General features: G+C 40.6%; 30 protein-coding genes. 11 read left to right on the forward strand and 19 right to left on the reverse strand.

What is annotated here, in order from left to right:
* Positions 1-21 precede the first annotated feature (21 nt).
* Positions 22-975 carry a tyrosine-type recombinase/integrase gene (locus tag N475_RS02755; protein WP_063364653.1) on the reverse strand — a complete coding sequence of 318 codons (954 nt, stop codon included), beginning with the start codon at positions 973-975 and terminating at the stop codon, positions 22-24.
* Between the two features lie 270 nt (positions 976-1,245).
* On the opposite strand from N475_RS02755, the gene N475_RS02760 reads away from it, so the two are divergent.
* Positions 1,246-1,584, forward strand: coding sequence for a DUF3703 domain-containing protein (locus tag N475_RS02760; protein ID WP_063364654.1), 339 nt, complete (start codon positions 1,246-1,248; stop codon positions 1,582-1,584).
* A gap of 46 nt (positions 1,585-1,630) precedes the next feature.
* On the opposite strand, the gene N475_RS02765 is transcribed toward N475_RS02760, so the two are convergent.
* The 3 genes from N475_RS02765 to N475_RS02775 all read right to left on the reverse strand — a co-directional run bounded on the left by N475_RS02765 (position 1,631) and on the right by N475_RS02775 (position 6,413).
* Positions 1,631-2,905, reverse strand: a complete 1,275-nt coding sequence (locus N475_RS02765) for a metallophosphoesterase (protein WP_063364655.1) — start codon at positions 2,903-2,905, stop codon at positions 1,631-1,633.
* A 55-nt stretch (positions 2,906-2,960) separates the two neighbouring features.
* Entirely contained in the window at positions 2,961-5,750 is a 2,790-nt protein-coding gene (locus tag N475_RS02770) for a TonB-dependent receptor (protein ID WP_063359043.1), read from the reverse strand.
* A gap of 297 nt (positions 5,751-6,047) precedes the next feature.
* Positions 6,048-6,413, reverse strand: a complete 366-nt coding sequence (locus N475_RS02775; protein ID WP_063364656.1) for a GFA family protein — start codon at positions 6,411-6,413, stop codon at positions 6,048-6,050.
* Between the two features lie 184 nt (positions 6,414-6,597).
* On the opposite strand from N475_RS02775, the gene N475_RS02780 reads away from it, so the two are divergent.
* Positions 6,598-7,053 carry a hypothetical protein gene (locus N475_RS02780; protein WP_063359045.1) on the forward strand — a complete coding sequence of 152 codons (456 nt, stop codon included), beginning with the start codon at positions 6,598-6,600 and terminating at the stop codon, positions 7,051-7,053.
* Between the two features lie 26 nt (positions 7,054-7,079).
* Here the strand turns inward: N475_RS02780 and N475_RS02785 are convergent, their stop codons facing one another.
* From N475_RS02785 to N475_RS02795, 3 genes are all read right to left on the reverse strand, one after another.
* A complete protein-coding gene (locus tag N475_RS02785) occupies positions 7,080-7,640 on the reverse strand; it encodes a DUF4879 domain-containing protein (protein ID WP_063364657.1) in 561 nt (186 codons plus the stop codon).
* A 548-nt stretch (positions 7,641-8,188) separates the two neighbouring features.
* A complete protein-coding gene (locus tag N475_RS02790) occupies positions 8,189-9,115 on the reverse strand; it encodes an electron transfer flavoprotein subunit alpha/FixB family protein (protein WP_063364658.1) in 927 nt (308 codons plus the stop codon).
* Entirely contained in the window at positions 9,112-9,864 is a 753-nt protein-coding gene (locus tag N475_RS02795) for an electron transfer flavoprotein subunit beta/FixA family protein (RefSeq protein WP_063364659.1), read from the reverse strand. Before N475_RS02795 ends, N475_RS02790 begins: the two co-directional genes overlap by 4 nt.
* A 175-nt stretch (positions 9,865-10,039) precedes the next feature.
* On the opposite strand from N475_RS02795, the gene N475_RS02800 reads away from it, so the two are divergent.
* Both N475_RS02800 and N475_RS02805 read left to right on the forward strand, forming a co-directional pair.
* Entirely contained in the window at positions 10,040-11,689 is a 1,650-nt protein-coding gene (locus N475_RS02800) for an electron transfer flavoprotein-ubiquinone oxidoreductase (protein WP_063364660.1), read from the forward strand.
* 95 nt (positions 11,690-11,784) lie between these two features.
* Entirely contained in the window at positions 11,785-12,267 is a 483-nt protein-coding gene (locus N475_RS02805) for an acyl-CoA thioesterase (protein WP_063364661.1), read from the forward strand.
* Positions 12,268-12,314: 47 nt separating this feature from the next.
* On the opposite strand, the gene N475_RS02810 is transcribed toward N475_RS02805, so the two are convergent.
* The 8 genes from N475_RS02810 to N475_RS02845 form a co-directional block, all read right to left on the reverse strand.
* Positions 12,315-12,836 (reverse strand): P-loop NTPase family protein, encoded by a 522-nt coding sequence (locus tag N475_RS02810; RefSeq protein WP_063359051.1) that lies wholly within the window; start codon positions 12,834-12,836, stop codon positions 12,315-12,317.
* 199 nt (positions 12,837-13,035) lie between these two features.
* Positions 13,036-13,482 (reverse strand): GNAT family N-acetyltransferase, encoded by a 447-nt coding sequence (locus N475_RS02815; protein WP_063364662.1) that lies wholly within the window; start codon positions 13,480-13,482, stop codon positions 13,036-13,038.
* 14 nt (positions 13,483-13,496) lie between these two features.
* Positions 13,497-13,850, reverse strand: coding sequence for a RidA family protein (locus N475_RS02820; RefSeq protein WP_063359097.1), 354 nt, complete (start codon positions 13,848-13,850; stop codon positions 13,497-13,499).
* Between the two features lie 89 nt (positions 13,851-13,939).
* Complete coding sequence (locus tag N475_RS02825) at positions 13,940-14,329, reverse strand: Rid family detoxifying hydrolase (RefSeq protein WP_063359053.1); 390 nt, start codon at positions 14,327-14,329, stop codon at positions 13,940-13,942.
* Between the two features lie 110 nt (positions 14,330-14,439).
* On the reverse strand, positions 14,440-14,799 hold the full coding sequence (locus tag N475_RS02830; RefSeq protein WP_063359054.1) for a response regulator: 360 nt from the start codon (positions 14,797-14,799) through the stop codon (positions 14,440-14,442).
* A gap of 151 nt (positions 14,800-14,950) precedes the next feature.
* On the reverse strand, positions 14,951-15,598 hold the full coding sequence (gene hxpB, locus N475_RS02835) for a hexitol phosphatase HxpB (RefSeq protein ID WP_063359055.1): 648 nt from the start codon (positions 15,596-15,598) through the stop codon (positions 14,951-14,953).
* Positions 15,595-16,074, reverse strand: coding sequence for an ASCH domain-containing protein (locus N475_RS02840; RefSeq protein WP_063359098.1), 480 nt, complete (start codon positions 16,072-16,074; stop codon positions 15,595-15,597). Before N475_RS02840 ends, hxpB begins: the two co-directional genes overlap by 4 nt.
* A gap of 103 nt (positions 16,075-16,177) precedes the next feature.
* Positions 16,178-16,837, reverse strand: coding sequence for an FMN-dependent NADH-azoreductase (locus N475_RS02845; protein ID WP_063359056.1), 660 nt, complete (start codon positions 16,835-16,837; stop codon positions 16,178-16,180).
* A gap of 136 nt (positions 16,838-16,973) precedes the next feature.
* Here N475_RS02845 and N475_RS02850 point away from each other — a divergent pair, with 136 nt between their 5' ends.
* Together N475_RS02850 and N475_RS02855 are read left to right on the forward strand one after the other, a co-directional pair.
* Positions 16,974-17,825, forward strand: coding sequence for a LysR family transcriptional regulator (locus N475_RS02850; protein ID WP_063359057.1), 852 nt, complete (start codon positions 16,974-16,976; stop codon positions 17,823-17,825).
* A gap of 183 nt (positions 17,826-18,008) precedes the next feature.
* Complete coding sequence (locus tag N475_RS02855; protein WP_063359058.1) at positions 18,009-19,124, forward strand: pyridoxal-phosphate-dependent aminotransferase family protein; 1,116 nt, start codon at positions 18,009-18,011, stop codon at positions 19,122-19,124.
* Between the two features lie 54 nt (positions 19,125-19,178).
* On the opposite strand, the gene N475_RS02860 is transcribed toward N475_RS02855, so the two are convergent.
* Positions 19,179-19,685 (reverse strand): cytochrome b/b6 domain-containing protein, encoded by a 507-nt coding sequence (locus N475_RS02860; protein ID WP_063359059.1) that lies wholly within the window; start codon positions 19,683-19,685, stop codon positions 19,179-19,181.
* 128 nt (positions 19,686-19,813) lie between these two features.
* On the reverse strand, positions 19,814-20,458 hold the full coding sequence (locus N475_RS02865) for a hypothetical protein (RefSeq protein WP_063359060.1): 645 nt from the start codon (positions 20,456-20,458) through the stop codon (positions 19,814-19,816).
* A gap of 549 nt (positions 20,459-21,007) precedes the next feature.
* On the opposite strand from N475_RS02865, the gene N475_RS02870 reads away from it, so the two are divergent.
* Together N475_RS02870 and N475_RS02875 are read left to right on the forward strand one after the other, a co-directional pair.
* Complete coding sequence (locus N475_RS02870; protein WP_162269582.1) at positions 21,008-21,733, forward strand: helix-turn-helix domain-containing protein; 726 nt, start codon at positions 21,008-21,010, stop codon at positions 21,731-21,733.
* A gap of 100 nt (positions 21,734-21,833) precedes the next feature.
* Positions 21,834-22,241, forward strand: a complete 408-nt coding sequence (locus N475_RS02875; protein WP_063359062.1) for a type II secretion system protein GspG — start codon at positions 21,834-21,836, stop codon at positions 22,239-22,241.
* On the opposite strand, the gene N475_RS02880 is transcribed toward N475_RS02875, so the two are convergent.
* Positions 22,227-22,997: an ArsR/SmtB family transcription factor gene (locus N475_RS02880; protein ID WP_231102541.1), complete on the reverse strand. Its 771-nt coding sequence runs from the start codon at positions 22,995-22,997 to the stop codon at positions 22,227-22,229. The two genes, N475_RS02875 and N475_RS02880, sit on opposite strands and share 15 nt — an antisense overlap.
* Between N475_RS02880 and N475_RS02885 the strand changes: the two genes are divergently transcribed.
* The 3 genes from N475_RS02885 to N475_RS02895 all read left to right on the forward strand — a co-directional run bounded on the left by N475_RS02885 (position 22,990) and on the right by N475_RS02895 (position 24,325).
* Entirely contained in the window at positions 22,990-23,328 is a 339-nt protein-coding gene (locus N475_RS02885) for an NIPSNAP family protein (RefSeq protein ID WP_063359064.1), read from the forward strand. The genes N475_RS02880 and N475_RS02885 overlap by 8 nt on opposite strands.
* Positions 23,325-23,624, forward strand: coding sequence for an antibiotic biosynthesis monooxygenase family protein (locus N475_RS02890; RefSeq protein WP_063359065.1), 300 nt, complete (start codon positions 23,325-23,327; stop codon positions 23,622-23,624). The genes N475_RS02885 and N475_RS02890 overlap by 4 nt, the downstream gene beginning before the upstream one ends.
* Before the next feature lie 62 nt (positions 23,625-23,686).
* Entirely contained in the window at positions 23,687-24,325 is a 639-nt protein-coding gene (locus tag N475_RS02895; protein ID WP_063364663.1) for a DUF6058 family natural product biosynthesis protein, read from the forward strand.
* A gap of 4 nt (positions 24,326-24,329) precedes the next feature.
* Here N475_RS02895 and N475_RS02900 read toward each other — a convergent pair whose 3' ends face one another.
* Positions 24,330-24,851, reverse strand: a complete 522-nt coding sequence (locus N475_RS02900; RefSeq protein WP_081232364.1) for a PepSY-associated TM helix domain-containing protein — start codon at positions 24,849-24,851, stop codon at positions 24,330-24,332.
* Positions 24,852-24,978 lie beyond the last annotated feature (127 nt).

Genomic DNA, 24,978 nt, shown 5'->3' on the forward strand with positions numbered 1-24,978 from the left:
ATTCCTAGTTATCGTTACTTTTTATGCAATAAAACTCCTTATATTTGCTTTAGTTATCTTCTTTTGCAGCTCATTATCATTGACGTGAGTATAGAGCTGGGTTGTTAAAATACTTTGATGGCCGAGTAATTTTTGAACATATCGAATATCTACACCTGACTCCAGCAATTGGCACGCTGACGAGTGTCTATACATATGAGGAGTAACTTTCTCTATTTTTGCTTTTTCTGCTGTTTTTCGGATTAGCTTGCGAATAAAATGAGGAGACGCCTGCTTTCCTCTACTATTTACAAATAGATATAGATGTTCAACGTTTAACCGGCCTCTCAACGTAACATATGTATTTAGTAACGAGAGCAGCTCAACGCTTGGTAAAAATACAAAGCGCTCTCTTTGACCTTTCCCTAACACTTTTACTTTTCGCTCTCTCATTAAAACTTGGTTTAATTCAATGTTTACCAATTCACTTACACGAACACCCGTCGCAAAGAGCAATTCAAGTGATAGGATGCAAGTGAGCTTATTTAAGTCTTTTGAAGAACGAACCAACGGACCTACATTAGAAAGGTCATAACTTGCTTCTTTTGCCAACCCGAGTTCACTCCTTGCTGTATTTAGCATCTTGCGTAGGTTCTTTTTAGATATATTTCGCGGTAACAAATTAGGCACTTTTAGTGAAGTATCCACTTTAAGCATTGGGTTCGAATTTATAACCTCCTCTTGCTCCAGCCATCTAAACATTGATTTTAAGCAGGCAATCCTTCGCTTTATACTGCGAATACTCAGGCCTGTTTGATGTAAATCATATAGATAACGCTTAAAGTGATGTTTATTTAGATCAAGCACATTTTTTTCTTCTACAAGCTCAACAAAAGTGTCTAAGTCCCTTTTGTAAGCCCTGAGAGTGTGAGGTGATAATTTTCGGGCATATTGACAGTGTAGCAAAAAGTGTCGACTAGCTTCTTGGATAAGCATGAAATCTCCATAAGATTTATAAGCTTACATATTGTCCCCCGAAAAATGCATTAATAACAATAATAACCTTAAAAACAATACCAACAATCGAGTCATTTGATGGTTTTTTAACTTGTATGTCGGTCATTAATCAGACTTTGCAGTTTATGTGTTTACAATTTTTAAAACACTAAATGCAATTCAATGTACATCGTAGCCAGTTTGTTCAATTTTTTCATTTCGCCATTTTGTAACATGTGACCAAAAGCACTAATGATGAAAGGCTAGCTGATGAATAAAAAATTCAAAGATGCATTTAACTTCGAGATGAATGTTGCTAAAGAATATTATGCAACAAGACATTTTGCTCTTTGCTTTAAGCGTCTCGAGCGCGCACATATTCTCGGACAAAAATATGTTATACCACATACATTAAGCCATTGGTGGATGTTAAAAGTGGGACTTAAGACTGCCAATAAAAGAGAGGTTATTGGTCAATGTATACGCATTGTCGCCTCAATATTATTTTCGAAACTGTGGGTGCCAATTGGAAATACGGGCGGAAGTAATGTCAGCGCTATGAAAAAAATGCCAATTCCTGACGATCTGAAAGCGCTTCTTAAAGACTGAATATTTAGTATATTGAGCACGACACGTATAGCCGTGCTCAATATGATCATTCACCACGATGCTTGAATGAAAAGCTAGCTTCCGATATCAAAGCACCAGACTTATCTCTGGGTGTCGTATAAAAACTGACATTTAAGCTGTCACTTCGATTGTCTAGCTCAATATGTGCAAACCCCCAAATAAAGCTCTTCGCCCATATTAAGTCATATTCTGCATAGCGCTTTTCCTGCTGCTCGGCAAACGGTGAATGTGTACCGCGCATTTTTGACGCTGCACCGCTTATTATCAAAGGCAGCTTAGGCTTATTATTGTTAGGCATCACCCTTGAACAATCGTCGCTAAGTAGCTCTAGATCATGTTCATGCCCTGCTATATAAGCATCAGCATATTGACATAATTCAGGTAAAATTAGTCGCCTTAAGACGTGTCCCTCATCGTATTTTGTGCCACCAATGGACCATAAAATATGGTGCCCATACACGATTTTCCATTTCGCTTTTGAATTTCTAAGTCCATCAGCCAACCAAGCTAGTTGTTTGTGATCTTCTCCACTAACCGGAGACTCGTGTACTTCAATGTCTTCGACTTCAGCTTGTCTACTCGCTAAAGCGGATGCTAGACCTTGCTCGCTGCCATCTTCTTTTAGCGGAATTTCGTAGTAATGCTGTCCAGATAACAACATATTGGTGTCAAGTACGAAAAATTCTACATCACTGCCTGCCGCACCAACGGTATAACTATAATACCCTCTCGCATCCATATGAAAGTTAGGCTGCTTGGCCATCCACTCAGTTTGTAGCTTTACCCCTTTGCGAGAAGTTTTCCAATCATGGTTACCAAGCGCAGAATAAACAATTAGGTCTTTATTGTCTTTAAATAATGGTTTTAGCGGACCAAGTATCAAATCATCCATGCGTTTTTGATCATCTTTTCCATCATTGGCATCTGCGCCATCAGGATAGATATTGTCACCCAACTGAATCCCAAATTGACACGGTTTAATTTCACACAGTTTCGCCATCGCATGGCCGACAGCTGCCGCACCCGTATCTTCTGTTGCAATCTCAGTATTGGGGTAAATGTATATGGGAGCATGATCAAACTCCTCGATTGGCCTATTGTCTTCTAACCAATCTGCCTTTTCAGCTGCGATGAACTGCGCTTTGTTCTTTGGGTTTTCAACATGTTTGGCTTTAGGGTAATCAGGGTGATATCCACCATCGCCAAAAGCTAAAAATGAAATAGTTTGGCTTGCATTAACGGTACTGATGCTTCCTACAAACAATGCAGAGACAAGTAGCTGAGCAGTTTTTAGTGTCATAGTTATTTGCTGCCAAGTTACCTTGGCAGCTCCATAGTATTACTGATGTATTAAATTAGAAAGAGCTTAAAGTGATACCAAACTCGAATGAGCGGCCATAACTTTCATATTGATAGTTATATTGTTTTTCGCCATGGTACACATAGAATGGTTCATCAGTAATGTTGATTGCATTAAAGTAGAACTGAGTTTGTTCGTTGAAGTAGTATTTAACGCTAAGGTCAACCTGATTATGCGTATCTTGATACACCCGTGCATCATTTTCGGTCATGATGTACGATTTGCTTTTGTAACTTGTGCTCAAACGCGCACTGACTTTATCGTCTTCATAGCCAATCATGAGGTTTGCCACTGTATCAGATTGGTTTGGCAATGCTTCATCTGCGTCAATGAAGGTACCATTTGTCGAGAACATAAAGCCGTTATCAAAGTTCTTAGTGTAAGCAACCTCTATCCCCGTTAATTCTGCCTCCCCTCCATTTACCGACTGAATAACTTCTTCAAAGCCATCCCAACTGCCATTGTCTTGTACTTGCTGTTTAGCAATATAGTTATCAATATTTTTGTGGAACAACCCAGCACTGATAATACCAATTTTTCCAGGATAATATTCTATTGAAAAATCTAGGTTTTCTGCCTCATATGGGTTGAGTTCTGGGTTACCAACCTCTCCTTTTCGTTCAACTATTACTTCACCATCGTCCATTCCAGTTTCACTTTCTAACAACTGAAATGCCGCAGCATCTCCAAAACTTGGTCTAGCAATCGTTTGTGTATATGCAAAACGAGTAATCAGTGAATCCGAGTGCGCATAACGTAAAGTTAGGTTAGGTAGTAAATGATCATAGCTCTTACTTACTTGCCAAGGTGTAATTGCTACAGTTTCACTGTCTTGAATATCATTTTTAATGAGCTCTACGCGGCTGCCTGAGGTCTCATACTCAGTGTCCTCAAAACGTAAGCCAGTAATAATATTTAACTTACCCATATCAACGCTGACCATACCATACAGTGCCGTGACAGTTTCTTGAGAGCTATAACTTTTACCTTTGCTTTCAATATCACTTTCTAGCTCATTAATGCTCAAATTTGCATTGTTTGTGTTGAAGTACTCTCTGATCCCTGCTCGCGAAAGGCCTGGTCCAAATAATCCCAGGTCATAATTAGGTGCACTTGTGGCAAATTGTTGTGCTGTCAGGTCGTCAAAACCTCCATCATAAACCACTGTTTTAACTTGATTTACTTTCTCACGGTCATTGTACTTGAGGCCCATTTTGAATTGCGCATTATGGCCGCTGATGACAAAGTCTTTGCTAACATCTAGTTTGAAACTGGTCGCTTCATCTTCACTAACATTGTTTTCCCAAACAATTTCATTCATCGCAAAATTAGTAAGATCATGTGCTGATTCAGAATGAGATAACGTTGGTGTACTGCCGAGCGCAGCATAACCCAAATTGAGCTCCTCTCCCGTGAAGTCAACATCAAGGCGGTTTGGCTCAGTTTCATCCGACTTTGAATAGCCTACATTGTATTCAACAAACCAGCTTTGCAAGATATGTTCACCGCCAGCAACAACAGACAAAATACTTTGCTCTTCATATCTATCTTTGGTATCTCTGTCCATTTCAGCTTCGGTGAAATATGCCGAGGTTTCAGTAGACTCAGCACTCAAGTACTTGCCTTTATCATATTTGTATTCATTTCTAAGTCGAAACTCATCATCCGAAAACTCACTGTATAGTGAGCGAAGATAGTACTTGTTTAGTCCACCTTGATGTAAATCTAAGTTTAAAGCGGCACCTAGTCGCTCACGAGTTACTTGATAGTGACGTTGTTCTATTTCTTCAGCACCAAAAAACTCAACATCGTCAGAAGTTTCAGCGCTTTCTTGCTCAAGCGACATCCAACCACCGTCAGTTTCCGTATTGTGCGAGCTAAACTCTCGTTCAAACCAAGAAACTGCGGTGGCGATCCCTAATTGTGTATGACTTGATAGTTCAAAAATATCACTAAGACTTGCCGACAATTTTGGACTGGTCTTATCCACCTGTTCGTTATGAGACCCCTGCACGGTAAAGCTGTAACTTTGTCTCTGCCTGTCAAACGCACTTAAACTTTTTACGTTGATGCTGCCCCCGATTGCACTGGCGTCCATATCAGGCGTCACTGTTTTGCTTACTTCCAAACTTTGGATTAACTCACTGGGAATGACATCCATTGCGACGCTACGGACCCCAGCTTCAGGAGAAGGCACATTTGCCCCGTTGATTGAAACGTTGTTTAGCCCCGGATCAATACCTCGTATACCCACGAAACGACCTTCCCCTTGGTCGCGTTGGATAAACATCCCAGGTAAGCGTTGCAAAGCTTCTGCTGCATTTTGATCTGGAAGTTGCCCTATACTGTCAGCACTGACAACAGACATGATGCCGTCAGCATTTTTTTGTCTGTTAAATGCCCCAGCTTGGCCTGCTCGTTGGCCTACGACAATAATGTTATCTAGCTCATTTTGCATTGGTGCAAGTTGCACTTTTATTTCTGTGGTTTCATTGTCTTTAATAACCACAACCTGCTCACTTGATTGAGCGCCAATATAACTGACTTTCAATGTGTAGCTGCCGGCGGGTATTTTGGTGAATACAAAGCTTCCATCTCGACTAGAACTGATCTGTTTGTTGAGCTCTACAAGTGAAACTTGTGCTCCTTCGAATAACGCTTTGTTCTGTTTATCGCCAACTTGCCCTTGCAAAGTATTGGCTTGAACACCTGTTGCAACGACGCCTAGCACCAAAGCTATTGCTTTGTAGGACTTTGAAAATGGTAACGGAAGTGTATGTTTCATATTTATCTCGCACAGATTGTAATGGCTGATTACCCTAAAAACCGCCAGAACCTTATCGGCAAAATATGAAGTATTTATTTCATAGATTATTGAAGTACTTTGAAATAGTTCGTTTTTTTATTAGTTCGAGAGAAAGTGAGCCAATTTAACCCCCTCAAGTAGAGCGCATCAGCGTCACACTGCAGCATATGTTCATGTATTGTCAACAAATGCAAAAATATCACCAAAGTTATGAGCTAAATTGCCCCTTTGAACTCAAGCGTGCAAAATTACAGTGCTATTTCATTGAAACGTAATTTATAAGTCTAGCCAACACACTTTGGATTCTTGGTGAATATGTTTAACCTTGTCTACGTTACAAGGCTCATCAAGCGTACTTAGTGCCACAGAAACCCAATCTGTATGGCTGTCACTTCCCAGCCAAAACAAACTTGAACCACACTTTTGACAAAACTGTCTTTGTATTTCGCCAGAAGAGTTGTAAGAAACCAACAATTGTGCGCCTTTGTTGATCGACAAATGTGTTTTGAGCACGCTAACGTATACAGCAAATGGTGCTCCGTGGTGTTTTTGACACATGCGGCAATGACAAGCCGTTATTGCCTTTGGTTTACTCATAAGTGTGAACTCAATTGCCGTACACAGGCAACTCCCCTTCAGCATGCCGAATACCTCCAAATCAAACGTAGCTAAGTTGTAAATTTTAAGTCACTAATTATAAACAAGTAAACCCCATTTAGCTTGGGCCCACTAGCCTAAACTGCACTAATTTCGCTACCTGACGTAAAAAATTGGAATGTAAATTGCTGTTTAAAATTACCACCACGCATCATATTAAGGATTAAAGATGATCAACTCTGTAGGAATTAACAGTTACCACCAAGTCTCTGGGGCAAATAATCAATCAACCCTGAGTAACCAAGCCCTGCAAACTAAACCAACCTCAGAAGCTGGCAATGTCGATACAGCAAAGCCAATGCCAGAAAGACAATTTGATTTCACGAGTATGACCCTGCAAGAGCAATCGGACGCTGCACATGCACTTTATGAGCAAGGCTATCTAAGTATGGGAGAAATGGCTTTCATGACAGGCGAATATGGATTGATTAAACATGACGGCCAGCTAGGAGGAAAAACGCTAGCGCAAGCCCAAAGTGAAAAGTTTAATGTTATTACACAAATGAAAGAAGATTTAGCCGGTGCAAAGCAACAAGGAACGGCTACACCTGAAGTCATAAAAAATTATCAAACCCTGATCAATAAATTAGAAGTGTATCAATATGGTTTCAATGCAAGTGCATAACGTGATGCACTTGCAGTAGTAGTAAACTAGCGAATATAAAGCCTGTCGTCTTCTTTGTTATAAGGGAAGTTAATTGATGTCCCCTGATAAGTTGATGTACCACCGGTAAAACTAGTCTGTGTATTGTGCCAGTAGTTGATAAAACCAATTACAACATTGCCCGCATCAGTGATGTTCTTGCTTGTGTAAAGTTTCAATGGTGAACCATTCACTACAAAACGTCTTGAAGCTGGTGTTGCATAACCATACTCCACTGTTACCGCATAAAACTCACCACCATGATTTTGGTTGGTTGAAAATGAAGAAGGATCAACATAGTCCCATTGTTGATACTGCGCTGACAATACACCTCTGATTTCCAAATAGGAAATGGGTGGTGCTGGCGCTAGAGGCACAACTTCGCCATTGTTCCTTAGTGTCTCTAGATACAATTGATAATTCTCATGCGTACTGATAACTTCTGCTTTTAGCGCTTCTTCATATTTTTGATGTGCAGGATCTTGTAATAAAGCATCTAGTTCTGGTAATTCACTGGCTACAACAGAAAACGTGCTAAAAACTGTAAGTCCCATTAGTAATTTTTTCATTTTTTAACATCCTTTTGTTTTAGTTAAGTCAAATACTGCACCTTCATCGTATGAAAAACAAACAGACAATTACAAATAAATCATTACCTATAAAAAGTACAAAATAAGCAATCTAATCATACACTTGTATATACCTTGTTAGAAAAAAGGACGGGGAATTGTTTTTTCTTTTGTTTTTTTGAAAAGCCTCAGAGGGGCGACTACAGCGTAAAAACACCAACATTATTGCATTTTTATTACACTGGTGATTTTTTTATAAAGTCCTCTCGAGAAAAAGTTGCCTAAATACAGATACTGCCTCTAACAGATTCAATTTTTAAAATTGAAAAAACCACAATTTTTATATCGTGTGCAATTCGAGGTATGTTTAGATGAAAGCACAACAATCAAGGTGAGACTAAAGTATAATGACGTTTAGAACATTAATTTGCAGTATTGAACATACTTTGCAGAAAGCGGAGTAATCAATAATAGCAATGCACTACGAGTCTAAGATGATACAAAAAAAGCCGCGGCAAATTGCACACGGCTTTAACAACCAGAATTGGTTACAGGGCTTGCTCAAGCTCAGGTAATACGTCGAACAGGTCAGCAACTAGTCCATAATCAGCAACCTGAAAAATAGGCGCTTCAGGGTCTTTGTTGATAGCGACGATAACTTTAGAATCTTTCATCCCAGCGAGATGTTGGATTGCTCCACTGATGCCAACCGCAATATAAAGGTCAGGTGCGACAATCTTACCAGTTTGACCAACTTGCATATCGTTTGGTACGAAGCCCGCATCTACCGCAGCACGTGATGCACCAATTGCTGCGCCCAGTTTATCAGCAACGCCATTCAACAGAGCAAAATTATCACCATTTTGCATACCGCGACCACCTGAGATAATAACTGGAGCAGCGGTCAGCTCTGGACGCTCTGATTCCGTTTGTTCAACACCTACGAAACTGCTTAGCGTATTTGCATTTTCATTCGACAGCGCCTCAACAGCCACAGGTCCTTGTTCGCCCGCAGCATCAAATGCACTAGCGCGCACTGTTATAATTTTTTGTGATTCAAGAGATTTAACTGTCGCAATTGCGTTACCAGCATAGATAGGACGTTTGAAGGTATCGGCATCAATAACATCAACAATCTCTGATATTTGTGACTTATCTAACAACGCTGCAACCCGCGGCAGAATATTTTTGCCCGTAGTCGATGCACTTGCCAAAATATGGCTGTAGCCACCAGCAAGCTCTACGATTAAGTCAGCAGTACTCTCTGCTAACTGATGTTCAAAGTTCGCGTTATCAACAAGCTTAACAACACTAACACCTGCAATACTTGCTACAGCGTCTGCTGCTCCAGCCACGTTATGACCTGCAACTAATACATCGACCTGCGAACCAATCTTAACCGCGGCGCTAACCACTTTAGCGGTCTCTGGCTTTAATACGCCATTTTCATGTTCTGCAATTACTAATACGCTCATGAGATCACCTTCGCTTCAGTCTTAAGTTTAGTTACGAGCTCTTCAACACTCTCTACAATAACACCTGCTTCACGCTTTGCTGGCTCTTCAACTTTTACCAGCTCAACTCGTGGCGCTAAATCAACACCTAAAGTGTCTGCTGCGACTACATCTAAAGGCTTGCGCTTGGCTTTCATGATATTAGGCAGCGTTGCATAACGTGGTTCGTTAAGACGAAGATCCGTTGTTACAATTGCCGGAAGAGGTAATGAAACGGTTTGCAGGCCACCATCTACTTCACGTGTTACGACTGCGTTCTCACCCTCAATAACAAGCTTTGAAGCAAATGTTCCCTGACCACGCTTTGTCAAAGCACCAAGCATTTGGCCTGTTTGATTGTTATCTGCATCTATAGACTGCTTACCTAAGATAACCAATTCTGGATTTTCTTGTTCAACCAACTTCGCAAGTAATTTTGCTACATGAAGCGACTCTAATTTAGCGTCAGTTTCGATATGGATTGCCTTATCGGCACCAAGAGCAAGTGCAGTACGAAGCTGTTCTTGGCAAGCTTTGTCGCCAATTGACACTGCAATTACTTCAGTTGCACTGCCCGCTTCTTTTAATCTGATAGCTTCTTCTACTGCAATTTCGCAAAACGGGTTCATAGCCATTTTTACATTCGTAAGATCAACATCGCTGTTATCGGCCTTGACTCTCGCTTTGACGTTGTAGTCAATCACGCGTTTGATTGGTACAAGTACTTTCATGGTTACTCCATCATCTGGTTATTTGTGTAGCTGACGCGTACGTCAATAAAACAATTTAATGAAACCAGCCTACTTCCTGTTGACGTAAACGTCAACCTAAAATAACCTTAGCTTAACGTAAAAAAAACTTAACTCGAGTTTAAGTTAATCTACCGTCAATGTATACGAGGTAAAAATGGTCGAACGTGAAACCATGGAATTTGATGTCGTTATAGTGGGTGCGGGACCTGCCGGTCTATCATGCGCTATTCGACTCGCCCAACAAGCACAGCAAAAAGAACAAGAATTGATGATCTGTGTGGTAGAAAAGGGCTCAGAAGTAGGCGCACACATCTTATCGGGTGCTGTATTTGAAACCAAAGCGTTGGACGAGTTAATACCTGATTGGGCGGAAAAAGGCGCACCAGTCACAACCAAAGTCACTCATGACGATATCTATTTATTCAAAGATGAGAAAAGCGCAACGAACTTACCTCATGTGGTTGTACCAAAAACTTTTAAAAATGACGGTAACTACATTGTTTCTATGGGTAACGTATGCCGTTGGTTAGCAGAACAAGCCGAACAATTAGGGGTTGAAATTTTCCCTGGGTTTAGTGCTCATTCGCTTATTATTGAAGAAAGCGAAGTGAAAGGTATAGTCACTGGCGATATGGGTCTTGACCGCGAAGGCCAACCAAAAGACACTTACATGCCCGGTATGGAACTCAGAGCAAAATATACTGTTTTTGCAGAAGGCTGCAGAGGCCACCTTGGAAAGCAGCTTATTAAGGAGTTCAATTTAGACAAAGACGCATCTCCTCAACATTATGGTATTGGCTTCAAAGAAATTTGGCAGATTGACCCTGAAAAGCACAAAGAAGGGACCGTTGTTCACGGTACTGGATGGCCATTAGACGGCGAAACACATGGTGGCTCCTTCATGTATCATGCCGAGAATAACCAAGTTGTTGTGGGCCTGATTATCGACTTGAATTATAAAAACCCGTACTTAAGTCCTTTTGACGAATTTCAGAGAATGAAGCATCACCCGGTGTTCAAAGCAACTCTGGAAGGTGGTGAGCGCATTGCTTATGGTGCTAGGGCCATCGCCAAAGGCGGCTTACACGCTTTACCAAAAATGCATTTTCCAGGTGGTCTACTTATTGGTTGTGATGCTGGAACCCTTAACTTTGCAAAAATCAAAGGCAACCACACTGCGATGAAGTCTGGCATTATCGGAGCCGATACCATCATTGAAGCCTTAGCAAGTGACGAACCAGTGAATGATTTGCAAAGCTTTGATGATAAATTCAAGGCCAGCTGGCTTTATGAAGAGCTTTATCAGTCTCGCAATTTTGGCCCAGCTATGCATAAGTTAGGTCGCTATTTAGGCGGCGCATATAACATGATTGATCAAAACTTCTTCTCTGGCTCTTTGCCATTTACAATTAAAGATACTAGCAAAGACTATGAATCACTAAGATTGGCAAAAGACTCAGTCGAGATAAGCTACCCTAAACCAGATGGTAAGTTAAGTTTCGATAAGTTGTCTTCAGTATTTTTATCTAATACCAATCATGAGGAAGTGCAACCATGTCACTTACAACTTAAAGATGCCACGATCCCAATTACCGTGAACCTCGAGAAATATGCAGAACCAGCACAGCGTTATTGCCCGGCTGGTGTTTACGAAGTAAATGAAAACGAAGAAGGTGAAAAGCAGTTTGTGATTAATGCGCAAAACTGTATCCACTGCAAGACTTGTGACATCAAAGATCCAAGCCAAAATATCACCTGGGTCACTCCTGAGGGTGCTGGCGGTCCAAATTACCCCAACATGTAATAACCAACCAATTATTACTATTTCCTAAATTGCGAGGGGCGAAATGCCCCTTTTTTTCTATACTTACCCCATACTCGACAATTTTTGAGGCGCGTATGGCCGAGCAATCAGAAGTCATTTTTAGATTCTTAGCAGAACCAACCGATGTTAACTTTGGCGGAAAAGTACACGGTGGCGTGGTTATGAAGTGGATAGATCAGGCTGGTTATGCCTGCGCAGCTGGTTGGAGTGGAGCCTACTGCGTAACGGTTTCAGTAGCTGGGGTTCGTTTTCACCGCCCAATCCTTGTTGGGCAAATTGTTGAAGTTTCTGCAAAAATTGCTCACACGGGAAAAACCAGTATGCAGATATTTATTCAAGTGCGATGTGGCGACCCGCAAAACCAACATATGGTAGAAACTAACCATTGTATTATTAGTTTTATTGCTATGGATCAAGCGGGTTACCCAATACCGGTTCCTAAGTTTGTAGCGGAAAGCTCTGAGCAAAAGGCGCTAGAGCAGTATGCAATTAAGATGAAAGACATCGCCATTCAAACTGAATCTTTGTTGCAAGCAACCTTAGATCAAGACGATTAATTGACCAAAAGGCGAATGCCCCAGCAGTATTCGCCTTATGCGCAAGATTAGTGCTGAGGCACCAATACTTTAAGTAGGCCATTTAGCTCATTTAAGGTTTTTACTCTATACAGTGCTTTTTCTTTAGCGCCTCTTCTTAGCGACTGATAAAACGACTCGTTCCAAAATCGACGGGACTGCCCTAGAAATTTATATGATTGCAATGTACCTTTGGCTAAGGAACTTCCATCAGGCCACCCTTTTGGTTTCTGATAAATCCCTTTAAGAAACCGCTTTGTCACAAGCCAATAACTCAAGGGATAAGGTAAATCGATATAAATGAGCGTATCAGCACAAGCTATTCTCTGCTGAAAAGACCCAATAGGTCCTAATCCATCCAAGATCCAGCTTTCTGAGTTAAGTATTTTGTCGTGCGCTTTATCAAACTTGCTTCGCAATACCTGCGAACCATCGGCATTAAAAGCCATAGTATCAATTTGATGTAATGGTATCCCTGAAAGACTTGCTAATTGGGCACTAAAGGTCGATTTACCACTACCGGGTTTACCAAATATTGCTATTTTCTTCATTCTGTCTCCTTGATTCGAAGTACCCAAAAGGCAGAAATGAAAAAACCGCCTTCTAGGCGGGTTTTCGCTCGAACATACAAAAGCCCACCATTCCTATGGAATGATGATAATTCGGCTTGTTCTATTGCGTGCACTCATGTTCATAAGTCAATCATGTCGAGATATCAGTTTGATGTCAACGCCTTATACTTACACCAAGTTAGTAGAATTTCTTTTCCATTAAAATCAGCTTTTTCCCCATGTGTAAAGAGTCATCAAATGGTCGATAGCCTAATTTGTTATATATATGAATGCCTCTGAGGTTGGACTCAAATACGTCTAGCCATATTCGCTTGCAATTTAGCTGTTTTACGCAGTGCGTTTCCATTAGAGAAATAGCCTTTTGACCAACACCTTGTCCCTTAGAAGCAATGACAATACGTCTAAACTCTACACTTTGATCCGCTTCGCAAGCCAGAATGATAAAACCAGCTAATACACCTTGGTGAAACACTGACAAATAAACATTGTCCTCTTTATGCATCTCAGCTAAATGCTGCTCTTTTGAGTATGGGATGATATAGGACGATGTGGTGCCTGCTTTTTCCATAGCGACAAAAGCATCAATATGTTCGATTTGAGTTGGTTTTATTTCTATCAACACCATGATTCCTCACCACATTATAGTGTTCTTATTGCTGTAACAGTTACTTCAATTAGTACATCCCCCTCAAGAGCAACTCCCAAACAAGCTCGTTGTGGCCAATGTTCAGGATTTGGCCCTAACCATGCTTTCCAGACTTCATCCATCAATGGCTTATCTGCCATGTTTGCAATGTAAACTTGCGCTGAAACAATTTGGCTCTTGTCTGAACCTAGCTCGGTCAGATTTTCTTGTATGGTGTTTAAGGTAAGTTGTGTTTGCTCTTCAATGCCAACTTGTGTGTTAGAAGATGTGGCAACTGTCCAAACTAAATCTTTATATGCTGATGATTTATTGCGGCCAGCGTATATACCGCGTTTTCTTTCAATCACCGTGCACTCCCTGATCATTGAAATTATACTCGTGAAATAGCACGCCTAATAAAAAAGGAGCCTACGCTCCTTTAAATTTTGAATTGCAACTATTTGCGAATTGCAATCGCTTCAATCTCGATATTTACATCTTTAGGTAAACGCGCAACTTCCACACATGAACGTGCCGGATAGTTTGCAACTTTGTGCTCATCAAAAAATTGACCATATACCTCGTTTACCGTACCAAAGTCATTTAGATCTTTAACAAATACGGTTAGTTTTACAATATCACCAACAGTTAGACCAGATGACTCTACTACAGCTTTTACATTTTCAAGTGATTGTCTCGCTTGATCTGCAATTGCTTCAGGTACTTCACCTGTCGCAGGGTTTACTGGAATTTGTCCTGAAGTCAACACCATATTTCCTAGATCAACGCCCTGTACGTATGGACCAATTGCAGCTGGTGCTGATTCTGTATGTAAAACTTTTGTCATGATAATTTCCGTTTCTGATTAATGGATATAAGTGCGCTTATAGTCTCTACCTTTGCGCACTTTTTCAAGTATTTAGGACATTTGGCGTGAATTAAATTTTAGTCGCAAATTTAAGCAAGTTTGACGACTAAATCAGATAAGGATTCTGGTGAAAAAGGTTTAGATATGTATGCGTTAACACCAAGCTGACTCATTTGTTGAACTTTATCAGGTGATGTGTCGCCAGTGAGCATAATTATTTTGATATCTCGATATGCTGGCTCTAGTTTCACTTGCTTAATTAGTTCGACACCATTAATTTTTGGCATATTCCAGTCGGTTACGATTAAATCATAATGCTCGTCTGACAAAGCACTTAACGCTTCTTCGCCATTACTGGCTTGCGTTAGCTCATTGAACCCACGTTCTTGCAAACTTTCACTGATCAATTCGCGCATAAAGTATGTATCATCAACAATTAAAATTCGCATGCCCTTCCTTAAATACCGCAAGTTGTATACCCAACAATGATTTATGCTAGTCATAGCCAGCAACAAAAGCAAAGTTAACGGCGATAATTCAACCGATTTAAAATGGACTTCAACGAAAAATCGACTTTTAAAAGTTTTATTTCTGTAAATATTAAACCAAGTACGAAAGGTTAAAGTCAGTCAAGCTTCTTAGCTTAAAGTCCGATAGGTCAAATTTTTGATGCTCGTACTCACCTTTGTGAGGTACTGCTAATGTACGCATTTTTGCTGCTTTTGCAGCCAAAATTCCGGTACTAGAGTCTTCTATTGCCAAACACCTTGAAGGACACACATCCAACCCTTGGGCAGCGGTTAAATAGATCGCTGGATCGGGCTTTCCTGCAAGCTCATCATCTGATGAACGACAATCAGAGAAATAGTGAGAAATATCCAACGTGTCTAAAACAATGGGGATTAGCTGAGCGGGCGCATTGGTTGCCAAACCAATCTTTATTTGATTATCTTTGAGTAACTTTAGCGTGCTGTGTACCCCCTCAAGTGCCTTGCCTCGATGCGTTATTAGTTCAGCAACTCGTGTAACAACGGCTTGTGCAACTTGCTCAATACTCGGCCCATGCCACGGACTTTGATTAAACCAAAATGTAGCGGCTTCTATGGTGGTCATTGTCGCACTCTGTAACGCAAGTTCATCGCTTACGTTAACGCCCAAACTGCTAAACACTTCTTTTTCTGCATCTTTCCACATGGGCTCTGAATCAATCAAAGTGCCGTCCATATCGAATATTACCGCTTCAATCATTTGCCACCCAATCTAAATACCACTTCAAACTCTTCACAGATGATCGGCATGCTTTTTTCTGGTTGAAATTCTGTTTCCTTCAATTCTCTGTGATAGTAATCCCAGTGAACACGCTGCCAATATTCCAAGCTTTTGTCGCCCTCTCCTTCTAATAAGGCATAATCGGCATCAATCTCCTCAAATGGTATAACAGCAACCCGCACCGTCTTGATAATACAATGTGCAACCCCTTGCCAGTCAGTTACAACGTTTAGATCACCGACTTTAGGTAGCTCAAACCCGTTGGCTTGATACCACCAAAGAGAAGGAGATGTGGCCTTTTTTATGCCAGCAATGACTAAGGATAAACACGTATTAGCATCTTTTTCGTTATCACAAAAATGCCAGCTATCTAAGCGCTGAAAAGGTTGATTAAGATGATGAAAATAGTCTTCACATATTGTTTGTACCGATTTATGGCAAGCACTATCTGACAAAATATCTGCTCCTTTGTGCATTGTTCACAAGCAAGCAGATAATAGAATTTGTAATGCTTATAAGTAAACAGCAAAATTGATTTTTGCCGTTTACTTTGCTTTTTTAAACCAGTTTTAAAGCAAGCTCCCGCGACTTTACAAAAGCAGACTCCAATGAACTTTGATGCCTAAAATCAGCAAACTCCTGATATTCAGACCCAATTTCAAAAACTTGCTCACAGCCAAGGTACTTAGACAATGTACGAATGTGCGGTGCTAAATGGTTCATGCTCTCTCTTACACCACCAGCTTCAAATCCAAACTCACCACATGATGTTAACAGCACTAAGGTTTTTCCCGACAAGATTGGCTCTAAAGGAAAATCGCCACGGGCGAGGTCAAAACTAAAGGTTTCGTTGATTCTTACTATTTGATCAAACCAAGCTTTTAATTGTGCTGGCATACCATAGTTATACATAGGGGTGGAAATCACGACAATATCAGCCTGTATTAACTCATCAATTAGTTTATCCGACACTGCCAACTTGTTTTTTTGTTCTTCAGTGCGGTTTTCTTTTTTAGTAAACACCGCCCCAAGCCAGTCTTGATCCGTAAACGGGGGGGGATTAATACCAACATCTCTATACATATAGTTATGGATGGATGTATTTTCTTTAAGTGTACTGACAAAGCAGTGCGCTAATCTCTTAGAAATCGAATCGTGATTTGGGTTATCGTTACGACGCTTTCGAATGCTCGCATCTATATGAAGTAATTGAGTCATAAAAGTGTTCTCTTGTTGTTAATTCAGGGGCCCATTGTGCGTTTTTAGGTTTCCACTGACAAATGAATTGGCCCTCCTTATAAATAAGTTTTACTCATGTATAATTAGCAACTGACTTTTGCACTGGGAGGAAAAAATGGGAAAGGTATCTATGCAAGCGCTAAAGGTATTTGATGTGGCAGCGCGACACAGTAGCTTTAAAGTGGCCGCACAAGAGTTAAACATCAGCGCAACAGCAGTCTCTCACCATGTAAGCAATCTAGAATCTAGACTAGGCGTTAAGCTATTTATTCGTAAAACGCGAGAGGTATGCCTAACCGACATAGGGCTGTTTTTAGCAAAAGCGACTGATTCAGGCTTTAGTACAATTGAGCACGCAGTCAATGTACTACAAACACAATCTCAAAAAGTAAAAGTCCAGACCACCTCTTCATTCGCGGCACAGTTTTTAATACCTCAGCTTCGCACTCTTTCAAAAAGTTACCCTGACTTGGAAGTTGAAATCGTCACAGGTGAGCAATTAATTCATGACCCACATGCCATTTCTATTCGCTTTGGAGAAATTAATAACGTTGCGAAAAGCGCGCAGCTTACTAGAGAGTCATTTAATATCTACGGCACAGAAGAATGTTTGAGCAAACTCACCAATAACGATTGTGTAAAAGTGTTTATACCCAAATGGAAAAGTCGGCTTTTACCATCACCTCCTTGGCAACAATGGTTAAATCACAATAAGTTAGACCTCAATAAGCTAGAGGTTGTTTACTTCGATCAAGAGTCTTACTGTATTGACGAAGCCATTGCAGGTTCAGGGTTGGCTTTTTGCTCCAACACTTTAATTCAGTATGCAGTCTCAACCAAGATTCTCCGTCAATGCGATTATTCCTCTCAAGCTTCTCAACTCGGTTATTATTTGGTTTCAGCTTCCGTTTCTAGCACGCAAAAGCAACAGCAGTTCCTAGCTTGGTTGCAAGCCCATTTTGATTAATTAGTAAAATGAAAGACCACGTAAATTGAAGCTGAGTTAACCTAAGATATGTGTCATTACCCTTTAGTTTTTTGATTTGAGCACTGGAAATTAAACAACACTATGACCACAATGGACTTCTAGTTCTTAGCTGCTCTTCATGCGTTCAATCCAGCAAAGAGCCTTACAACAAACAGGAATTTTATGTTCGAATCATTTAACCCAACACCTCGTGTCCTCATGGGCCCCGGCCCATCAAATGTATCGCCTCGTGTTTTAGGTGCGCTTGCAAGACCAACGGTTGGGCATTTAGACCCACAATTTATCGGCCTGATGGATGAAATTAAACAGCTGCTGCAGTATGCATTTTGCACTAAGAATGAATTTACAATTGCGCTATCCGCACCGGGCTCGGCGGGAATGGAAGCATGTATTGTTAACTTATTAGAACCAAACGACAAAGTCATTGTGTGTATTAATGGTGTGTTTGGTAACCGATTAAAAGAGAGCGTTGAACGTGTTGGAGCCCAGGCAATTGTTGTTGAAGACAAATGGGGCACGCCAGTATCAGTGGAGAAAGTTGCTGACACGCTAGCGGCTCACCCAGATGCTAAAGCACTGGCCTTTGTCCATGCCGAAACCTCTACAGGCACTAGAAGCGATGCGAAGTCTCTTTGTCAATTGGCTAAGCAATATGATGTCTTAACGATTGTCGATGCAGTAACGTCACTTGGCGGCAGCGAGTTGAGGGTCGACGAATGGGGGATTGATGCCATTTACTCTGGCTCCCAAAAGTGCCTATCCTGCGTACCAGGAATTTCTCCTGTGAGCTTTAGCGACAAAGCTGTTGAAACTCTCAAACAACGTAAAACCAAAGTACCTAGCTGGTTTTTAGATCAGTCTCTTGTAATGGACTACTGGTCTGGTGAAGGTAAACGAAGCTATCACCACACAGCACCCGTCAATTCACTCTATGCCCTGCATGAGTCTTTAGTCATACTAAAACAAGAAGGCCTAGAGCAGGCATGGCAAAGACATACTCAGCTGCATAAAACGCTGCACGAGGGGTTATCCCATCTTGGTATAAATTTCTTAGTAGATGAAGCTTATCGCTTGCCTCAATTAAATTCGGTAATTATTCCGAATCACGTAAACGATGCTGAAGTACGCGCCACTCTCCTGAACAAATATAATCTAGAAATAGGTGCTGGCCTTGGTCAGCTCGCAGGTAAAACATGGAGAATAGGTTTAATGGGCACAACGGCGCAAGAGCAAAACATTGCACTACTACTTGCTGCATTAAAGGATGTACTGCGTTAACACGAATGAGATTAGGTGTGAGGCCCTATCACACCTAATTTAACTAAATACATGCTAGCGACGGGCGTATATAACCCCTGCAAAGTGCAACATGATTAACCACCATAGTGTGGTTATTAGTTCTAAATGAATGTCCAACATTTGTCCATAGAAACGGCCATCGCTATTGACCACATCCGACAATTGCACTCCAAATAAGTGAATTGATACCTCGGCATTAAAAGCCATGCCCAACCCTGTGATACCTAACCCTGATAGAATGAGGTAGAAACAGGCATGAACTGTTTGTACAAACCTTGCGTGTAGCTTGCCTTGAGGTGACTGCCTTTTAAGATGAGTTGCAAATCGTCTCTCCCATATAAATCTCAGTATAACCAGAGCAAATACACCTATTGCCATTAGTGCGTGAAGTTGAATAGCTTCTTGGCGATGAAGAATTTGACCTTTGATTTGGTAATTTACGGTGTGAATTTGCGCGCCCATATTCATCAAAATAAATAAGATCAAAAACGCGGCAATCCAGTGTAGTGAACGATCGACAATATACTGCTTATTCGCCATTAAATACTCCTTTATTTTTTCATTGCTGAAGCTATATAGTAGTGCTCAAAAATAAACATTCAAACATTTCTGAAAAAACAAAAAAAGGCAGCGGATTGAGCTGCCCTTGGTGCTGACTAGAATTTAACTTAAATTGAGATTGTACAATCGCGAAGCTTAACCCAAACTTCCGTATCTTCTTCTGGTGATGCTTGGGTCCACCATTTAGCTTGGTAGATAGCATCTTTGAAAGTCACTAAGCTATCGCCTACATATGTCTCACCACCTTGCCATTGTGGCGATTGGCACTTAGGTGTTAGTGCCCCAAAAAAACCAGTAATGCTATTGAGCTTCAGATTGGAAGCCGTACCGTAATCTACGCCTTCAGCAACCGATACAGCGCCACCAAGCGCTGTAATATGCCAATTGAATCTGATATTTGCCGAATCAACGCTACCATGAACTTCGATATTTGACACCAAAGCCGCATCGTAAGGCCATAGTCCATAATCACGCATTTGTCCTTGAAAACCCCCTATCCAGTTGCTTACCAGTTGAGCGTTATTGATTGCATAACCTGCAGAGCTCGGGTCTTGATATACAAAGCCAGGGTTGGTTGCCTGTTCTAACATGCTAACCCTTTCACTCTCGCTCTGAACATTCCAAGCACTCATGTACGTAATGACATTTTGTTTTAGTATTTTTACTTCGCTTTCAGTTAACGGTTGAGCTGCGCTATTTAAACTGACAAAACCCACACTGGTTAATAAAATTGCTGCTTGAATAGATTTCATAATGACTCCTGGTCCTTGTTTTTATCGCACTTCCAGTCTGCTTACGACTTGGGTAAAAATATTCCGCCTTGATAAAAGAGGAGTTTTTTGAATTAATATCGATATCAATCAACTAATTAGCAAGTGTCCATTTAACTAAATTGACATCATAATTAGTAATTTCGAATGAAACTAGCGAAGAGTACCTTATTTATGTGGATTGAATTGCAAAGGGAGTTTTATTTGGTTTGCTGTGTGCTAACCCTCTTCTGTACCGGTCTGATGCTTAAGTATGAAAAAAGCTTTGAAGAAAGTGCGCACTATCTAAGCTTAGCAAACCTTGCTCTAATGCTTACGCCGCTTATTAGCTATGTACAATTGAAGTTTAATATTCACGCCCCGCTCATATCGCAAATAGCAAATTGCTGCATCTTATTATTTTGCGCATTTACGTATTTATTTTATTGCAGCAAAACACCCCCTAGAGTTAAAGATTTAGCCCTTCATTGCACTCCGTTTGTATTCTTTCTGAGCGTTAAAGTCATAGGCTTTCATACTCAAACTGAGTTAATGTACATTATCTACTTTGGTTTAATGTTCAGCTATGTTACTAGCATATGGCAGCATGCCCCCAAATCCTCTTCAAACCCACTTAAGCGCAGTAAGCTGTTACTGATTACTATTACCTATTTGGTGGCCTTGAACGGTTTAGTTGCAGTCTCATATTTGAGCCAATCAAGCTGGACTTACCCACTATGGTCACTACTTAATATCAGTATTTGCTGTTACTTAATGACATTTTCTTTTTATGCCGCTTATCGCATTAATCAAGTTTCAAAACAAAACCCCCAGTCCAGAACTAAGCACATAATCACTGAAGACTTCGGTACTCAAAGTTATTATTCAGAGGATGTAATAGTCAAACAACGCGCCTTTCAGCTCAGTGATTCAGTGGCAAAAGACTGCATAGAAAAGATGCATCACTTACTAAAAAAAGAACAACTCTTTTTAGACAACCAACTGACACTTGGACAACTGGCCATAAGACTAGATATAACTCAACATCAAGCATCTGAGCTGCTCAATGAACATATGCACACCAGTTTTTATACTTTACTCAACGAGCACCGTGTTAAGCACGCTTGCCAACTATTAATGCACTCAAAAAATAAAGCTAGCATTACACAAATTGCCTTAGATAGCGGGTTTAACAACAAAAGTTCGTTTTATAATGAGTTTAAAAAGCAATTAGGAACTACACCGAATAAATGGCGTTTAGCACGACAAGAACACTAACTTTTTTGTTGCAAGAGTTACGCTCTCAGTTTACTCATTCATATCATAGTCATGCGTAATGCATTAGGTTGTGTTTTTTGTCGAACTATTACAATAAATTATGAGAAAACATCTATTAAGCGTCAGTTTTGTAGTAGCTAGTGCACTCCTATTTGCATCACTTAAGACCGCTTTTATCTGTGGTCCTGTTCCTGCGAAAATGGCGGCAGAGTCAGACATAGAGCAATTGGGCAAAGCTATAGCTCTTTATGGCACTTTATTAGATAAACCCATTAGTCAACTGCAAGACTTATCTTCGTTAATCTCCACCGAACCTCGTATTATACAGAACTTACCTAAAGACCCTTGGGGAGGGCGCTATCAATATAAGTATCTAGGTGGAAAAACAGCAACATTTATTGTTTGGAGCGAAGGTTCATTAAACTCTCAGGAAGGCTTAATTCTTTACTCATTTTCCAAACAAAGTGATAAATACATATCTACCCGACTTAATTCAAAGCTCGATTAAAAAAGTGCGCTCAAACGCCTTTAGACCCGTTTTTGAAAAACTCACTGAACGCGCATCTAAGTCTCTTTGAGCCCAACCTTTTTCAAAGATATAGTCTAACACCCATTGTCCAAGGCTCCCCGCTAAATGATTGCGACGCTCACTCCAATCTAAACAAGATTTACAAACTGGACGCCTCTTTGCTTGCAACTTAACAATATCGACGCCTAACTCACCAAAGTAAGCCTGACCTTTTTCCGTAAGCTGTGTTTGCTCCCCTGCATCGATCAAAATACCATGCGCCACCAAAGCATCATAAAGCTTTACACCCAGCTCTCCAGCTAAGTGGTCATAACATACTCTTGCATATTGTAATCTTGTTTCATTTGGGCCTGTCTGCACTTTGGGTTGTACACTTGTTGTGATCACCAATAGTTGTTCCAATAATTCCGAAACACTTAGCCCTTTTAATTGAAAGTACTTATGCCTCCCCTGCTTTCTAACTTGCAATAGCGATCCGTCCACAAGTTTAGACAAATGACTACTTGCTGTTTGCGGTGTCACATCGGCTTCGGTCGCAAGCTCGGTGGCAGTCAGCGCTTTACCTCCCATTAAAGCAGTCAGAATTTTTGCTCGGGTAGGATCTGCGATTAACCCTGCCACAATTGAGATATTTGGTTCCATATATTTACCAATAGTTCGATGGTCATCGAAGCATGCCATTTTTGGCTTGGTAGACTGCCTCAAAACAATAAAGGAGGCAATCTCTATGTCCATTACATGTTTCATTGAATACGAAATTAACCCATTTAAACACGCAGAGTTTGAGCAATATGCAAAAAATTGGGGGGAAATCATCCCGCGATGTGGTGGTAATCTAATTGGTTATTTCTTACCACATGAAGGCGATAATAAACGCGGTTACGGACTCATCACATTCAACAACCTAGCCGAATATGAAAGCTACAGAGAGAGATTAAAACAAGACAAAGGCGCCGTTGATAATTTCCAATACGCCCAGGAGGCACAGTTTATATTGCATGAAAAACGCTACTTTTTAAAAGGCGTACCTGAAACTCAAAAGTTCTATTCAGGTGCATTAAAATGATAGCCGTTATATTTGAAGTTACCTTAAAGCCGAATGCAGCTCCCCGATATTTTGATATCGCAGGTGAACTTAAGAAAGTTTTAGTTCAGCAAAGCGGATTCATTTCCATAGAGCGCTACCAAAACGTCAATCATCCCGAGCAATACCTTTCCCTGTCCTATTGGCAAGATAACGAATCCGTGATGCGCTGGCGAAACCAAATAATGCACCAAGATGCTCAACATATCGGTAAAACAGAGCTGTTTGCCTACTATCGATTACGCGTCGCAAACGTATTCAGGGATTATTCCCTATAGTCATTTATTTTTTAGGGCTGCAATGGCGTTCTTGGTTAGTTGCAGCCAAATAGGCTCATATTATGGAATTATTAGATTACCTTTACACTTACTTTTTTTCAGAAGCACGGCTTATTCAACATTGTGACGTTGAGCTGCAAAAGTTTATTGAATTACAAACAATTGGTGTCATGCCCAGACCCAGTTATATTTTGGATGCCAACCTACTTTGCAATTCATTTTTTGGGGAGCACGAACAACATGGAAAGATATCCTTTTATCCTAAGAGTTATGCTGAGTGGTTAAATAAAGTGAAATGTAATACAACCTCAGAAGCTGCCTTTACAATTTTTAGTGAACGCTTGCAGAAAACTATCCATGAATTGGCAAGAAACAATATTTCAATGGGTTATGAAGATGATATATCAAAACTAAACCTGTTTATTGCGACACAATGGCAACACTTTTTAGAAGGTACCTATGGGCTCTGCACTCGTACTGGCCTTCCTGAAGATATTGCCAAAAAAGAAATTACAATTGGGTTATTGAACACACGGCTGACGCAAGTAAATTTAAGTGACCAAGAGGAAAAGCAATTGATCACAGCTATGAATTTACTTGCGAGTTGCAGTCCTAAATTTGCACCTCATGAGCGAAGCAAGTCTCAAAAACAGCGCTTAGCAGCTCAGGTTGAAAGTAAGCTGCATATCTCACTTGAATAAAGCTCTATGTGTTGCCACCTCTTTGCTTATTCCGCTTTTTCGTTCTAAACGGCTGATAAAACATCACAAAGCCCGTAAACACCATAAAAAGTAAAATCAAAGAGACAGGTAGCATCAACCAAAGATTTGCGTTTTTTTCGAAAAAGGTGCCATCATGCAGGCTTTCTATAAATTCATAGTTGCGTTTAGCCACCTGAAGTACTTGGCCTGTATGACTGTCGATTTGAATTTCGATGCTATTGTGGCTACGAACTTTAGTGATCCCCTTGGCAGGTCTCACATCTAATCGATTGATATCATCCCAACTCGATATTTGTGCCATTTCGACTGACTGTGCCGCAGCTAAAATGTGTTCGAAAGTGATGGTTGGCTGAGAGGTCTTCCCTTTCGCTGAAGGTGGTTGAATAAAGTCGAATTCTTTTTTCACCAACAGCAATATTCCGGTAACCAAAATTACCAGCAATGGTAGCGCGACAATAATGCCAGCCCACTTATGAATGCTTCTATTCTTTCTTTTAAAACTCATTTTACCTACTACTGAATTTGTCACCGATAGCTGCATAAGAGCGCTTCAAAACTACCCATGTCAAAACAAATACATTACCTGCTTAATTAGGTTCACCTACTTCCTTTTTAATCGTGATACATACAAG

It is taken from the genome of Pseudoalteromonas luteoviolacea DSM 6061 (assembly GCF_001625655.1).
GTDB classification, from domain to species: domain Bacteria; phylum Pseudomonadota; class Gammaproteobacteria; order Enterobacterales; family Alteromonadaceae; genus Pseudoalteromonas; species Pseudoalteromonas luteoviolacea.